This is a genomic window from Streptomyces silaceus, from assembly GCF_001419745.1.
In the GTDB taxonomy this organism is placed as follows: Bacteria; Actinomycetota; Actinomycetes; order Streptomycetales; family Streptomycetaceae; genus Streptomyces; species Streptomyces silaceus.
The window spans coordinates 1-13,892 of sequence record NZ_LIRJ01000087.1 but is presented as its reverse complement, the minus strand read 5'-3'; the positions used below and the strand labels follow the sequence as shown (position 1 = coordinate 13,892).

The window sequence follows — 13,892 nt, the reverse complement described above, 5'->3', positions numbered from 1 at the left end:
GGCGGAGCGCGGCCGGACGGGCGCTGTCCGAGGGGGCGGTGGTCGCCGCCGTGGGGGCGGCGGTCCGGCATTCGGCCACGCCGTACGACCGGCTGCTGATGAGCGGGGTGCCTCGGGGTGAGGCACGGCGCCGGATCGCACCTGCGGTGCGGGCCGTTCTGCTGTCGTGGCGTGAGGACGCTCCGCACCAGGGTGACGGCTGACGCCTCCTCGACCGGTGCCCGGCACCGGGAGGTACGGCCGCCTTGCCCGGACGGGGACGGCCCAAGACGGCTGCTTATGTGTGCGCGTCCGTCGCGCATGGCCCGTGGCCGGTTGTCGCTATTGACTTGTGGTGTGGGGGAGGCGGCGTGCAGGATCAGTGGCTCGCGGTCCACCCCCCAGTGACATAACCGCCCCTTCCTCCGCGGGAGTTGCCATGATCGACGGACCGTACTTCGTGCTCACCGTGCTCGGGGCGCTCGCCTGCGGGCTTGCCGCCGGGGTGTTCGCCGGGTTCTCGACGATGGTGATGAAGGGGCTGGCCGCGCTGCCGCCCGCTCAGGGCATCGCCGCGATGAACAAGATCAACGTCGCCGCGGTCACCCCGCCGTTCATGGCGATCTTCCTCGGGGCGACGGGACTCAGCGCGGTGCTCGCCGTGGTGACGTTCGTGCTCTGGCCGGACGAGGGCACGGTCGAGCTGCTGCTCGGGTGCGCACTGTATCTGTTCGGCTCGTTCGGCGTGACCGTCGCGGCGAACGTCCCGCGCAACGACGCCCTCGCCGAGGTCGACCCGGAGAGCGCGGAGGGCGCGGAGTACTGGCGTACGTACGTCCGGGAGTGGACGGTGTGGAACACCGTCCGCGCCGTCGCCTCGACCGGCGCGACGGCCTCCTTCATCCTCGCGCTGACCTGAGCCGCGGCGGAGGCCTCCGCACATGCCGGGTGCGCCGTCCCGGCGTACGGTGGCAGAAAGCCCGCGCGAGGGAGACGGCGATGGCCGACCCCAAAGGCTTCCTCACCACGCCCCGGCAGGACTGGCCGCGCCGGCCCGTCGAGGAACGCGTGAAGGACTGGGACGAGGTGTACGTCCCCGGGGCGCTGCTGCCCCTGATCGAACGGCAGGCGGACCGCTGCATGGACTGCGGCGTCCCCTTCTGCCACGAGGCGTGCCCGCTCGGCAATCTCATCCCCGAGTGGAACGACCTGGTGTCGCGCGCCGACTGGCGCGCGGCGGCGGACCGGCTGCACGCCACGAACAACTTCCCCGAGTTCACCGGGCGGCTGTGTCCCGCGCCGTGCGAGGCGGGCTGCGTCCTGGCGATCAACCGGCCCGCGGTGACGATCAAGAACGTCGAGGCGGCCGTCGCCGACCGCGCCTGGGCCGACGGGCTCGCCCCGCCCCGGCCGCCCGAACGGCTCTCCGGCAAGACCGTCGCGGTCGTCGGCTCGGGCCCCGCGGGTCTCGCCGCCGCGCAGCAGCTGGCGCGGGCCGGGCACACCGTCGTGGTCTACGAGCGGGCGGACCGGGTGGGCGGGCTGCTGCGGTACGGGATCCCCGCGTTCAAGATGGAGAAGCGCCATCTGGACCGCAGGCTCGGGCAGTTGACCGCCGAGGGCGTGCGGTTCCGTACGTCGACGGAGGTCGGTCGGGACGTCACGGCGGCGGAGCTGCGCGGCCGGTACGACGCGGTCGTCCTGGCCGTCGGGGCCACGGCGTGGCGGGAACTGGACGTGCCGGGGCTGGAGTTGGCGGGCGTCGAGCAGGCCATGGCGTATCTGCCGCTCGCCGACCGGGTGTGCGAGGGCGATCTGGACGTCTCGCCGCTGAGCGCCGCGGGGCGGCACGTCGTGATCGTGGGCGGCGGTGACACCGGGGCCGACTGCCTGGGCACGGCGGTGCGCGAAGGGGCCGCGTCCGTCACGCAGTTGGACATCTACGCGCGGCCCGGCGAGGAGCGCGACGAGGTGGCGGAGCCCTGGCCGACGTACCCGAGGCTGTACCGGATCTCCGCGGCGCACGAGGAGGCGGGACAGCTGCGGACCGCGCCCGCGGCGGACGCCGACGCACGGCTGTTCGCGGCGTCCACGCTCCGCTTCGGCGGGGACGCGGCGGGACGGGTGCGGGAGGTGCACCTGACGGGCGTCGACGCGGCGCGCCGGCCACTGCCCGGTTCGGAGCGGGTGCTCCCGGCCGATCTGGTGCTGCTCGCGCTCGGTTTCTCGGGGCCCGAGCACACCCCGGGCGGCCTGCTCGACCAGCTCGGCGTGGACCTCGACGAGCGGGGCGTGCTGGCCCGCGACGCGCGGTTCTCGACGAACGTCCCCGGCGTCTTCGCGACCGGCGACGCGGCGCGCGGCCAGTCCCTCGTCGTCTGGGCCGTCGCGGAGGGCCGCGCGACCGCGGCGGCCGTGGACCACTGGCTCACGGGCGCGACCGGGCTGCCGTCGCCGATCACGCCGTACGACCGGCCGATGGCGGCGTGAAACGGCGCGGACCGCACACCTGGAACCCCGCCGTCAGGGCTTCCGCGCCACCGCGCCGTACCCGGGCGTCGGCCCGTCGTCCGACGCCCCACCCGCCACGGGGGCCGCCCCCGCAACCGGCTCCGACGCCTCCCCCAGCTCCGGCTTCCACTCGTCGATGACCGCGACCCCGGGGTCCACCAGCTCGTACCCGTCGAAGAAGCGCGCCACCTGCGCGCGCGAGCGCAGCGCCAGCGTCATGCCGCGCGCCTTGTACAGCTCGGCGGCCTGCCGTGCCGTGTCCGGGGTGAAGTCGCCCGTGCCGTGCGACAGCATCAGATGACTGCCGGCGGGCAGGGCCCGCATCAGGCGGTCCACCAGGTCGTACGCACCGTCCTCGTCCGCGACGAAGTGCAGCAGCGCGACGAGCGAGAGGGCCACGGGCCGGTCCAGGTCGAGGACGCGCGCGGCCTCTTCGAGGATCTTCTCCGGCTCGCGGAAGTCCGCCTGGATGTACTCGGTGACGCCCTGCGGCGTCGAACGCAGGAGCGCCCCGGCGTGCGCGAGGACGATGGGATCGTTGTCGCAGTAGACGACGCGCGTGTCCGGGGCGACCCCCTGGGCGATCTGGTGGAGGTTCGGCTCGGTCGGTATGCCGCTGCCGATGTCGAGGAACTGCCGCACGCCCCGGCCCGCCAGCCAGCGCGTCGCGCGCCGCATGAACGCCCGGTTGGCCCGCGCGGTGGTCAGGACCCGCCCGTCCATGGCGACGAGCTGGCGCCCCATCTCCTCGTCGACCGGGTAGTTGTCCTTGCCGCCGAGGAACCAGTCGTACATCCGTGCGGGGTGCGGCCTGCTGGTGTCGATGTACGACGGGTCGTCCGTCATGCGGGCTCCAAGGGGGGTGGGCGGCGGGTGAGGGGTCGTGCGAGGGGGCACACGGCGGACCGCCGCGCGTCACGAGAGCAGGAAGTCCGCCTCGCCCGCCTTGGCCCCCTGGATGAACGCGGTGATCTCCCCGTGCGTGTAGATGAGCGCGGGGCCGTCGGGGTCGGCGGACTGGCGCACCGCGACCCGGCCGTCGGCCAGCTTCATGGCCTCCAGGCAGTTGCCGCCGTTGCCGCCGCTCCACGGCTTGTGCCAGCCCTCGTTGCCGAGGTCGCGCGCGGGCATGCCGTTGTATATCCGCGACTCGCCGCGCGAGTCGTCACGGGCTCCGGGTGAACGCGGACCGGCAGGGCGCGTTCCGGCTCGATGTCGGTCCATGTCACAGCTCCTTGCGGAGATCCCGGAGGATCTCCTTCGTGCGTGGTGCGGTGGCGGCCTGTGCCGCCATGCGGTCCATGACCTCCAGATGGGTGGCCACCTCTTTGCGCGCGTCCAGGTAGACGGCGCCGGTCAGGTACTCGCTGTAGACCATGTCGGGCAGTTCCGCCATGGCGAAGCGGAAGATGACGAACGGTCCGTACGTCCCGGGGTGCGGGCCCGCCGCGAACGGCGCGATCTGCAGCGTGACGTGCGGCATCTCGGTGGCCTCGATCAGCCGGTCGAGCTGTTCCCGCATCACGTCGACGCTGCCGACGGGTCTGCGCAACGCGGTCTCGTCCATCACCACCCACAGCCGGGGCGCGTCCTCGCGGGTGAGCAGCGACTGGCGCTCCATGCGCAGCGCCACATACCGCTCGATGTCCGCGGGCCTGGTCTGGCCGATGGCCCCGGAGCGCATCACGCCGCGCGCGTACTCCTCGGTCTGCAGGAGTCCCGGCACGAAGTGCGGCTCGTAGGACCTGATCAGGCTGGCCGCGCCCTCCAGGCTGACGTACATGCTGAACCAGCCCGGCAGGATGTCGTGGAACCGCTGCCACCAGCCGGGTTTGTTGGCCTCCTCGGCGAGGGTCACGAAGGCGTCGGCCTCGTCGTCGGTGACGCCGTAGGCCTTCAGGAGCGACTGGAGATACGGGATCTTCAGGGCGACCTCGGCCGTCTCCATGCGCCGGACGGTGGCGGGGGCGACGCGCAGGATCTTCGCGGCCTCCTCGCGTTTCAGGCCCGCGCTCTCACGCAGATCCTGCAGGCGACGACCGAGAACGACCTGACCTACGGTCGGCGCGGACCGCGGTTCGCTCACGTCTCCTACCTCCACCTGACTTCGCGTTGCCTCAACTCACACCGCACCGCGAGCTGTTCCGAGCAGTGTGCCATGCGCCGCTTCGGAGGCACACGCCACTGTGCACTTTTCAGAGTGGCCCTTGCCAAGGTGTTCCGGGCGGGGCGATAGTGGAGAGCGTGACTCCGCCCGCGCCGTTAGGAACCGAAGCCACCGAAGGCCGTCTCGGCGATCTCGTCGAGACGTTGCCCGAGGCCGCCGAGGTCTGCGTCAGTTTCGCCCTCGCACCGCGTCCGGGTTCCGCCGCTCAGGCCAGACGGCTGATGCGCGCGCAGCTGGACCGGTGGGCCGTGCGCGACGACGACGCCCGCGACGCGGCGGCACTCGTTCTCTCCGAACTGGTCACCAATGCCGTGGTGCACACCGCGAGCCGGCGGATCATCTGCGAGCTGTGCGCGGATCCGGAGAAACTGCGAATAACCGTGCGTGACGAAGGGTGCGGGTCAGGCGTGCCGCGCCCGGTGCACAGGGGGGCCGATGAGGAGCACGGGAGGGGACTGCTTCTTGTCGACGCGGTGAGCAGTGCGTGGGGCGTCCACGACGCGGGGCCCGGAATCGGGCTGACGGTGTGGGCGGAGTTGCAGAGAACGGGCGCGCCGGTCTCGACGACGGCGGCGTGTGCGTAGAACGAATGAGTCGAGCGTGGCAGTGATGCGGGCGGGGGGCATGTGAGCACGGGTACGGTGCGGCCGTTGGATCTGAACACCTTGGTCCGTCTGACACGGCAGCGGCAGCTCTCCGGGACGCCGACACCGGTACGACCACCCCAGCGGCTCGATCTCCCCGAAGGAATGACCCAGCCGCTCGGGTGCGACGCCGTGGCGGTGCCCGCGGCGCTCGGGCCCGGCCTGATGGACCGGCTCCCCCGCGTGGGGTGCGTGTACGAGGACGGGCCGCGCTGGTGGTGGATCGTCCCCGCCGACTCCGACGTCGCCATGGAGTGGCCCGCGCCGGTCTCCTACTCGGCGGGAGCGGTCGTACGGGACGCCTGGCGGCGGCCCGTCCTCATCAACCGTCCGGACGGCGATGTTCCCTATACGCCGCCGATTCCTCTCTATCTGGCGCTGTGCCGGGTGACCGGGAACGCGCCGGAGTGGTCGCGGGCCCTCCGGGCGTAGTCGCTCCGCCGGGTCGGGCGGCGCGCCGACCGCGGTGCGCTGTGACGTGTCGCGCCGTTCCCCGTGCCCCTACGGGGCGCCCTCTGAGCCCGCGATGGCGTGCTCCACGGCCGTCACCACCTCCCCCGGCGTCTCCATGTGCGGCATGTGGCCCGCGCCGTCCACCAGGCGGATCTCCGCGCGTCCCTTCAGCGACGCCGCGTTCGACGCGGGGATCACGCGGTCCTCCCGGCCCCAGAGCGCGACCACCGGCACGGACGTCGCCCCGCTCGCCAGGAGTCCCCGCACGTCGAGGGCCGGTGCGTCGTCCTCGTCGAGCAGGGTGGTGAGCAGGGCCCCCAGCGCGCGGTCCACGCCGTCCAGACGTTTGTACCGGAGCAGGTCGTCGACCAGTTGCCGGGTCACCCGCGCCTCGTCCGCGAAGAGGGTGCTCAGGTGGGGGCGGAGCGCGCGCCGGGTGCCCGCCGCGGCGAAGCCCCGCAGATACGAGGCGTTCACGTCGGGGCCCAGGCCCGCGGGCGCGACCAGGGTCAGGGACGCCACCCGCTCCGGGGCGCTCGCCGCGGCCGCCACCGACACCGCGCCGCCCAGCGAGTGGCCCACCAGATGCGCGCGGGCGATGCCGAGCGCGTCGAGAAATCCGGTGACGGCCCCGGCGAGCGTGCCCAGGCCGCCGTCGCCGACGTCCTTGGCCGACTCGCCGTGGCCCGGCAGGTCGAGGGCGTGGACGGTGTGGCGCGCGGCGAGCGCCTCCTGGACGAAGAGCCAGGAGTTCTTGTCCCCGCCGAAGCCGTGCACGAGGACGACGTGCCGCTCGCCGGTGCCCGAGGTGGCGTACGCCAGCGCGGTGTCGCCGACCTGGACGGTGCCGGTGACGGGGCCCTCCTCGTCCTCGGCCGGGACCCCGCTCGCCAGCTGTGCGCGGGCCTCGGCGGCCGCCCGTTCGACCGCCGCGTCCGGGACCCCGGCCGGGGCGATCAGCGCGATGGCGCGGCCGACGGGGGCCGCGTCGCCGGCCGGGGCGACGATCCGGCGCAGGACGCCGCCGCTCGGGGCCTCCAGGGTGCCGGCGATCTTGTCGGTGTCGATCTCGGCGAGCTCGTCGCCCTCCTCGACCGCGTCCCCCTCGGCCGCGAGCCACTCGGTGATCTTCCCGGTCCGCATGGACAGGCCCCATTTCGGCATGATCACCGGGGTGATCCCGGGGTCCACGCCCGTCGTCTCCTCCCCCGCCGTCGTCCCCTCCGTCCCCGTCACGGCTTCCACTCCACCGCCGCCTTGACCGCGGCGGCGACCCGCCCCGCGTCCGGCATGTAGAGGTCCTCCAGCGGTGGGCTGAACGGCACCGGTGTGTGCGGCGCCGTGACCGTGCCGATCGGTGCCTGGAGGGCGCCGAACGCCTCGCGGGCGACGAGCGCGGAGATGTCGGCGGCCATGCCGCAGCGCGGCCCAGCCTCGTCGACGACCACGAGACGCCCGGTGTGCTCGACGCTCTCCAGGATCGTCTCGGCGTCCAGCGGACTGGTCGTGCGCGGGTCGATCACCTCGCACCGCACCCCGGACCCGGCCAGCTCGTCGGCGGCCTCGCAGGCCACGGAGACCATCCGGCCGAGCGCCACGACGGTGACGTCCCGGCCCTCCCGCACCACGTCCGCCTCGCCGAAGGGGATCGTGTAGCTCTCGGCGGGGACCTCGCCCACCACGTCGTACATGGCCTTGTGCTCGCAGAAGATCACCGGGTCGTCGTCCCTGATCGCCTGGATCAGCAGCCCCTTCGCCTCGTACGGCGAGGACGGCAGCACGACCTTCAGGCCGGGCACGGACGTGAAGACCGGGTAGAGCGCCTGCGAGTGCTGGGCCGCCGCCCGCAGCCCCGCGCCGTACATCGCGCGGATCACCACGGGGGTGACGGCCTTGCCGCCGAACATGTACCGGAACTTCGCCGCCTGGTTGAAGATCTGGTCGAAGCACACCCCCATGAAGTCGATGAACATCAGCTCGGCGACCGGACGGAGTCCGCGCGTCGCGGCCCCGATCGCCGCCCCGATGAACGCCGACTCCGAGATCGGGGTGTCGAGCACCCGCCCGGGGAAGCGGGGCTGCAGTCCTTTGGTGACGCCGAGGACGCCGCCCCACGCGTCGTCCGCGCCGGGCGCGCCCGCGCCGCCCGCGTTGTCCTCGCCCATGACGACGACCGAGGGGTCGCGCTCCATCTCCTGCGCCAGTGCTTCGTTGATCGCCTCGCGATAGCTGATGCTGCGTGCCATCCGGCTCCGACTCCCCTCAGGTGATGGTCAGTTGTACGAGATGTAGACGTCCGTCTCCAGATCGGCGCGGGTCGGCAGAGGTGCCGCCTTGGCCTCCGCCACCGCCTCGTCGATCAGCGCGGCGACCTCGGTGTCGACGGCGTCCAGCTGCCGGTCCGTGAGCTGCCCGGCGCCGACCACGGCCGCCCGGAAGCGCAGCAGGCAGTCGAGCTCGGCGCGCGCGTGCGGCACCTCGCCGCCCCGGTACGTCTGCTGGTCGCCCTCGAAGTGGCCGTAGTAGCGGGTGAGTTGCACCTCGATGAGCGTGGGGCCGCCGCCGTGCCTGGCCCGCGCCACCGCCTCGCCCGCCGCCTCGTGCACCGCGAAGAAGTCGAAGCCGTCGACGGTGACACCGGGCATGCCGAAGGCCGCCGCGCGCGCCGCGATGGAGCCGCCGCCCACGGACCAGGACGCCGACGTGGCCTCCGCGTACCCGTTGTTCTCGGCCACGAATACGGCGGGCAGCCGCCAGACGGAGGCGAGGTTGAGGGATTCGAGGGTGGTGCCCTGGTTGCTGCCGCCGTCGCCGAAGAAGGCCACGCCGACGCCGCCGTCCCCGCGTACCTTCGCGGCGAGCGCGGCACCGCAGACCAGCGGCGGACCGCCGCCGACGATGCCGTTGGCGCCGAGCATCCCCTTGGCGAGGTCGGCGATGTGCATCGAGCCGCCCTTGCCGTGGCAGGAACCGGTCGTACGGCCGTAGATCTCGGCCATCATCGCCTTCACGTCGACGTTCTTGGCGATGCAGTGCCCGTGGCCCCGGTGGGTGGAGGCGATGACGTCGCGCTCGTCGTCGAGGTGCGCGCAGACGCCGGCCGCGGAGGCCTCCTCGCCCGCGTACAGATGGACGAAGCCGGGGATGTCACCGGTGGCGAACTCCTCGTGGAGCCGCTCCTCGAAACCGCGGATGGTACGCATCGTGCGGTAGGCCCCCAGCAGCGCGGGCCCGTCCAGCCCCCGCGCAGGGGGGACCTCGGATGTCCGGAGAAAGTCGGTCACGGAATAACTCCTTTGCCTGTACGGGTACGGAGTTGGGTCCATGGGTCATGGCACCCCGGGTCCGCCGGGCGGGCAAGAGTTGCCCGGGGTTGCACCCCGCCCCGCCGCCCCCGGACCACCCCGGCCGCCCGCGAGCTGTGGCGAGCGCCCCGGGCGTGCTCCGGGTACGCCGTGGCGGAAAGCGCACGCGCCCTGCCCGCACCCCGCGGCCGCCGCGATAGTGGCCGCTCCTCCCGCACCGAGACGGAGACCGGTTTGGACGAAGCGAAGAACACGGCCGACGAACCCGACACGCCCCGCGCATCCCCCGCGGAGCAACCCACGTCCACTACAGAGCAGGCCACTTCGGAGTCCGAGGCGCTCCTGTTCGGTGGCCCCCTGCGCTATGACACCGGCTGGTCCCAGCACGAGGACGCCTTCCTCCAGCTGGGCTTCCGCGCCATGCTGAGGCGGCTGCCCGCCCTGCTCGGCGCCAGCTTCCGGCTGGCCTGGCAGGCCGACCGGCAGGCCGCCCGCATCGTGCTCGGCGCGGAGCTGGCCCGCGGCCTCGCGCAGGCGGTCAGCCTGTTCGCGGTGAACAGCGTGCTCGCGCGCCTGATGACCAGCGCGCCGATCGAGGAGCGGCTGCGCGGCGCGGCCCCCGCCCTCATCACGATGGCCTGCGTGCTGTTCGCCGCCGCCCTGCTGCGCGCCGCCTCCACCTACGCGACCGGCCGGCTGGAGCCGAAGGTCGAACGGGTCGCCACCGAGCAGTACTTGGAGCGGGCGGCGGGCGTGGAGCTGTCGGCGATCGAGGACGACGCGTTCCACAAGCTCCTCGACACCGCGCAGTATGGCGCCTCCTCCGCCCGCCGCATGATCGCCATCGCGACCCGCGCGGTCAACGCGCTGATCTCGCTGATCGCCGCGGCGAGCGTCCTGACGGTCCTGCACCCGGTGCTGTTACCGCTCCTGGTGACCATGACGCTGCCGAGCGCGTGGAGCGCCCTGACCATCGCCCGGCGCCGCTACCGCTCCTTCCACGCCTGGGTGCAGCACGCCCGCGCGGGGCACCTGATCAGCGGGCTGCTCACGGAGACGGCGGCGGCGCCCGAGATCCGCGTGCACGGCGTGGGGCCGTTCCTCCTGCGGCACTTCCGGTCCATGTCGGAGGCGGCCGAGGAGGAGCAGGCGCGCCTCGCGCGGCTCGCCGCCCGCACCGGCCTGATAGCGGCGGCCTGGACGGGCCTGGCGACCGCGGCGACGTACGCGACGCTCGGCGGACTGCTGCTCGGCGGGGCGATGGCGCTGTCCGTGGCGGGCACCGCGGTCATCGCGATCCGCACGGGCGCGGCGAGCCTGGACACCCTCGTCCTGGAGATCAACTCCCTGCACGAGGACGCCCTGTTCGTCGGCGACCTCGACCGGCTCTGTGTGGCGGCGGAGCGCCGCGCGATCCCGGTGGGCGGCGCGGAACTGCCCGAGCGGCCCCGCGAGATCAGGTTCGAGGACGTCACCTTCCGCTACCCCGGGTCCGCGGGCCGCCAGGCGCTGAGCGACGTGTCCCTCTCCCTGCCCACCGGCAAGATCGTCGCCCTGGTCGGCGAGAACGGCTCGGGCAAGACGACCCTGGTCAAGCTGCTCGCCGGGCTGTACGCGCCGGACCGCGGCCGGATCCTGTGGGACGAGGTGGACGCCGCCACCGCCGACCGCGCCCGGCTCGCGGAGCGCATCGCGATGGTCGCGCAGGACTTCAAGCGGTGGCCGTTCACGGCGCGGGTGAACATCGCGATCGGGCGGGCCTGCGCACCCCGCAGCGACGAGCGGCTGCGCGCCTCGGTGGCGGAGGCGGGGGCCGAGGACGTCGTGGCCGATCTGCCGCGCGGCCTGGACACCCTCCTCGCGAAGGCGTTCACCGGCGGGCACGAGCTGTCCGGCGGCCAGTGGCAGCGCCTCGGCATCGCGCGGGCCGCGTACCGGCGGGCGGACATCCTGATCGTCGACGAGCCGACCGCCGCGCTCGACGCCCGTGCCGAGCTGGAGGTCTTCGAGAAGATCAGGGCCCTGGCGGGCACCGGCCAGACGGTCGTCCTCATCACGCACCGCCTGGCGTCCGTGCGCCACGCCGACCTGGTCCACGTCCTGGACGCGGGCCGGCTCGTGGAGTCCGGCACCCCCGAGGAGCTGCTCGCCACGGGGGGCGTCTACGCCGAGTTGTACGGGCTGCAGGCGGACCAGTTCCTGGCGCGGTGAGTCCGGGCCCGCCGGGCGGTCCTCACGCGGCGGCGGCCAGCTCCTCGGCCCCCGCCCGCTCGCGCACGATCACCAGGAAGGCGTCCGAGGCGAGGTCCATCACGACCTCGGCGGGGCGGCCCTCCTGGCGGCGGGCCCGCGCGTACTCCTCCGCGGGCCACGATCCGCGCGGTCCGCCCGCGGGAAATCGCTCCAACACCACTCGTCCGTTCCTCATGATCCTGTCCCCCGTGCGGTTCGGTTCGTGCTCGGTCGGTTCTACCGATGAGAACGTCCGCGAGGCCCTCAAGGACTCGCAACGTGACCGAACTGACACGGAGTTGAGCCAATGTCCAGGGTTCTCCCCGGGCTCCCCCGCCCTCGTACGGCTTCCTCCCGTCCTCCTGCGCCTCCTCGCCTCAGTCCTCGTACTCGTCGTGGTACCGCACCCGCGCGCTGCCCGCCGGGGCCCCGAGCGCCGACGCCCGCCCCGCGGGCCGCTCCCACTCCTCCTGCCTGCCGAGCGCGGTGAGGTCGAGGAGGCTGGTGGTGGAGCCGAGGCCGTCCAGACCGCGGGCGAACGTCGCGTACGTGTGGAAGACGCGGTCGCCGTCGCGCAGGAAGCAGTTGATGCCGGGCACGTCGTGGGGCTCCTCGGGGAAGGACGCGAGGAAGTCGTGGTTGAAGTCGCCGTCGTTCGTCGAGTACCAGGGCACGGTCCAGCCCATGCGGGACTTGAAGGCCAGCAGCTTGGTGTACGGCGCGCGCGAGACGGCGACGAAGTTCGTGCCGCGGGCCCGCAGGTGCGCCAGGTGCCCGATCTGGTCGAGGAACCCGGAGCAGCTGCGGCAGCCCTCGTCCCATTCGGGGGCGAACATGAAGTGGTAGACGACGAGTTGGTCACGGCCGTCGAAGAGGTCGAGCAGGGTGGCCTTTCCGTCGGCGCCGTCGAAGTAGTACTCCTTGTCGACCTCGACCATCGGCAGCCCGCGCCGCTCGGCGTTGAGCGCGTCGCGCGCTCGGGTGGCCGCCTTCTCCTTGGCCAGCAACTCCTCACGCGCGACCAGCCACTCCTCGCGTGTGACGATGTCCGGAAGTCCCATGGCGTGTCTCCTCCACCCTTCGGGCACGTACGTCTGCGAAGGGTGGACCTGCGGGGTTCGCGTAACTCATCGCTCCCGGCGAAGAATTCTCGAAGAATCTTCGGACTCTCTCCCGGCGCATCGGCGGTGGCGCTCCTGGAGCCTCAGCCGCGGTACTCCTGGATCCGTTTGCCGTGGCCGCGGTCGACCAGTGCGGGCAGCAGTTCCGCCAACTCCCCCGCGATGTCCGGCACGTCGAGGGTCAGCAGCTCGCGGTCGCGCATCAGGACGCGGCCCGCGACGATGGTGGTGCGTACGTCGGCGGAGCGGGCGCTGTGCACGAGCGTGGCGGCGAGGTCGTGCACGGGCTGGGTGTGCGGCCCGGTCAGGTCCACGAGGACGAGGTCCGCCTGCCGGCCCGGGGCGAGGCTCCCGATCGTGTCGCCGAGCCCGACGGCCCGCGCGCTCTGCGACGTGGCGTGGTCCAGGGCCTGGCGGGCGGCGAGCCAGGTGGGGTCGCGCTCCACGTACTTCTGGACGAGCGCGGTGAGCGTCATGGACTCCCACACGTCGAGGGTGTTGTTGGACGCGGCGCCGTCCGTGGCCAGGCCGACCGGGACGCCCGCCTCCCGCAGGGCCCGCACGGGCGTGGTGTCCCAGCCGAACTTGAGGTAGCCGCGCGGCGCGGAGGCGACGGCGACGCGGCCGCCCGCGCGGCGCAGCACGGGCAGGTCGCGCCCGGCGTCGAGTCCGGTGGCGTGCGCGAGGAGGAGGTCCACGTCGAGGAGCCCGGCGCGCTCCAGGACCTCGATGGGGGTGCGGCCGTGGCGGGCCAGGCTGTTGTCGGTCTGCTCGCGGTTCTCGGCGGCGTGGATGTGGACCAACAGGCCGTGTTCGGCGGCCAGTTCGGCGGTCGCGGCGAGGTCGGCGTCGTCGACGGTGTAGGGGGCGTGCGGGGCGAGGCAGGTGGTGATGCGCCCGTCGGCCGCGCCCCGCCGCCGGAGCGCGAAGTCGAGGGAGGCTGCCCGGCCCTCGGGGCCCTGCGAGCTGAAGTAGGCCTGGCCGAGGACGGCGCGCAGGCCGCTCTCCTCGGTGGCGGCGGCGACCTCGTCCATGGCGAAGTAGTGGTCGGCGAAGGTGGTGACGCCGCCGCGGATCAGCTCGGCGCAGGCGAGCCGCGCGCCGAGCCCGACGACGCGCTCGGTCAGCTGGGACTCGACGGGCCAGATCCAGTCGTTGAACCACGCGTGGACCGGCAGGTCCTCGGCGAGGCCGCGCAGGGCCACCATCGGCGTGTGCGTATGGCAGTTGACGAGCCCGGGGAGGGCGACGGTGCCGCGGCCGTCGAGGTGCTCGGCGGCCTCCGGGACCCCGGTGGCCGCCGAGCCCCCGGCCCGGGTGCCGCCCGCCGTGACGGAGGCGATGACTCCGTCCCGTACGACGATCGTGGCGTCGTCGACGAAGACGATCCGCCCGTGCGCGTCGTGGGTCAGGGCCGTGCAGCCCGTGACGACGAGGTCGGCGGGGGCGGGGGTGCCGAGGCCGGCGGGGCCCTGTCGCT

At 73.3% G+C, this 13,892-nt stretch carries 15 protein-coding genes; 6 read left to right on the top strand and 9 right to left on the bottom strand.

Translation table 11 applies throughout. From position 1 onward, the window contains the following. The 3 genes from AOK22_RS39620 to AOK22_RS10400 form a co-directional block, all read left to right on the top strand. Positions 1-203 (top strand): DUF2293 domain-containing protein (locus tag AOK22_RS39620; RefSeq protein ID WP_157872210.1); only part of this gene is annotated, 203 nt, incomplete at its 5' end. A 215-nt stretch (positions 204-418) separates the two neighbouring features. Next, on the top strand, positions 419-898 hold the full coding sequence (locus AOK22_RS10405) for an anthrone oxygenase family protein (protein WP_055698301.1): 480 nt from the start codon (positions 419-421) through the stop codon (positions 896-898). A gap of 80 nt (positions 899-978) precedes the next feature. Continuing rightward, the gene (locus tag AOK22_RS10400; RefSeq protein WP_055698300.1) at positions 979-2,469 is read left to right on the top strand and encodes a glutamate synthase subunit beta; all 1,491 of its coding nucleotides are present in this window, start codon (positions 979-981) and stop codon (positions 2,467-2,469) included. A gap of 33 nt (positions 2,470-2,502) precedes the next feature. Here the strand turns inward: AOK22_RS10400 and AOK22_RS10395 are convergent, their stop codons facing one another. From AOK22_RS10395 to AOK22_RS10385, 3 genes are all read right to left on the bottom strand, one after another. After that, complete coding sequence (locus AOK22_RS10395; RefSeq protein WP_055698299.1) at positions 2,503-3,336, bottom strand: SAM-dependent methyltransferase; 834 nt, start codon at positions 3,334-3,336, stop codon at positions 2,503-2,505. 69 nt (positions 3,337-3,405) lie between these two features. Beyond that, the gene (locus AOK22_RS10390; RefSeq protein WP_055698298.1) at positions 3,406-3,621 is read right to left on the bottom strand and encodes a DUF397 domain-containing protein; all 216 of its coding nucleotides are present in this window, start codon (positions 3,619-3,621) and stop codon (positions 3,406-3,408) included. Between the two features lie 94 nt (positions 3,622-3,715). Beyond that, positions 3,716-4,576 (bottom strand): helix-turn-helix domain-containing protein, encoded by an 861-nt coding sequence (locus AOK22_RS10385; RefSeq protein ID WP_055698297.1) that lies wholly within the window; start codon positions 4,574-4,576, stop codon positions 3,716-3,718. A 158-nt stretch (positions 4,577-4,734) separates the two neighbouring features. Between AOK22_RS10385 and AOK22_RS10380 the strand changes: the two genes are divergently transcribed. Together AOK22_RS10380 and AOK22_RS10375 are read left to right on the top strand one after the other, a co-directional pair. Next, positions 4,735-5,241, top strand: coding sequence for an ATP-binding protein (locus tag AOK22_RS10380; RefSeq protein ID WP_069887001.1), 507 nt, complete (start codon positions 4,735-4,737; stop codon positions 5,239-5,241). 57 nt (positions 5,242-5,298) lie between these two features. Beyond that, a complete protein-coding gene (locus AOK22_RS10375; protein ID WP_237773566.1) occupies positions 5,299-5,733 on the top strand; it encodes a hypothetical protein in 435 nt (144 codons plus the stop codon). 69 nt (positions 5,734-5,802) lie between these two features. On the opposite strand, the gene AOK22_RS10370 is transcribed toward AOK22_RS10375, so the two are convergent. The 3 genes from AOK22_RS10370 to AOK22_RS10360 are packed head-to-tail and all read right to left on the bottom strand — an operon-like array spanning position 5,803 to position 9,038. Beyond that, positions 5,803-6,990: an acetoin dehydrogenase dihydrolipoyllysine-residue acetyltransferase subunit gene (locus AOK22_RS10370; protein ID WP_244164728.1), complete on the bottom strand. Its 1,188-nt coding sequence runs from the start codon at positions 6,988-6,990 to the stop codon at positions 5,803-5,805. Next, positions 6,987-8,000, bottom strand: a complete 1,014-nt coding sequence (locus AOK22_RS10365) for an alpha-ketoacid dehydrogenase subunit beta (RefSeq protein ID WP_055698294.1) — start codon at positions 7,998-8,000, stop codon at positions 6,987-6,989. The genes AOK22_RS10370 and AOK22_RS10365 overlap by 4 nt, the downstream gene beginning before the upstream one ends. A 27-nt stretch (positions 8,001-8,027) precedes the next feature. Continuing rightward, on the bottom strand, positions 8,028-9,038 hold the full coding sequence (locus AOK22_RS10360) for a thiamine pyrophosphate-dependent dehydrogenase E1 component subunit alpha (protein ID WP_055698293.1): 1,011 nt from the start codon (positions 9,036-9,038) through the stop codon (positions 8,028-8,030). Between the two features lie 441 nt (positions 9,039-9,479). On the opposite strand from AOK22_RS10360, the gene AOK22_RS10355 reads away from it, so the two are divergent. Continuing rightward, positions 9,480-11,270, top strand: a complete 1,791-nt coding sequence (locus tag AOK22_RS10355) for an ABC transporter ATP-binding protein (RefSeq protein ID WP_244164729.1) — start codon at positions 9,480-9,482, stop codon at positions 11,268-11,270. Positions 11,271-11,292: 22 nt separating this feature from the next. Here AOK22_RS10355 and AOK22_RS10350 read toward each other — a convergent pair whose 3' ends face one another. From AOK22_RS10350 to AOK22_RS10340, 3 genes are all read right to left on the bottom strand, one after another. After that, positions 11,293-11,487: a hypothetical protein gene (locus AOK22_RS10350; RefSeq protein WP_055698292.1), complete on the bottom strand. Its 195-nt coding sequence runs from the start codon at positions 11,485-11,487 to the stop codon at positions 11,293-11,295. 181 nt (positions 11,488-11,668) lie between these two features. Beyond that, on the bottom strand, positions 11,669-12,352 hold the full coding sequence (locus AOK22_RS10345; RefSeq protein ID WP_055698291.1) for a DUF899 domain-containing protein: 684 nt from the start codon (positions 12,350-12,352) through the stop codon (positions 11,669-11,671). A gap of 143 nt (positions 12,353-12,495) precedes the next feature. Then, a partial coding sequence (locus AOK22_RS10340) for an amidohydrolase (RefSeq protein WP_055698290.1) occupies positions 12,496-13,892 on the bottom strand: 1,397 nt, incomplete at its 5' end.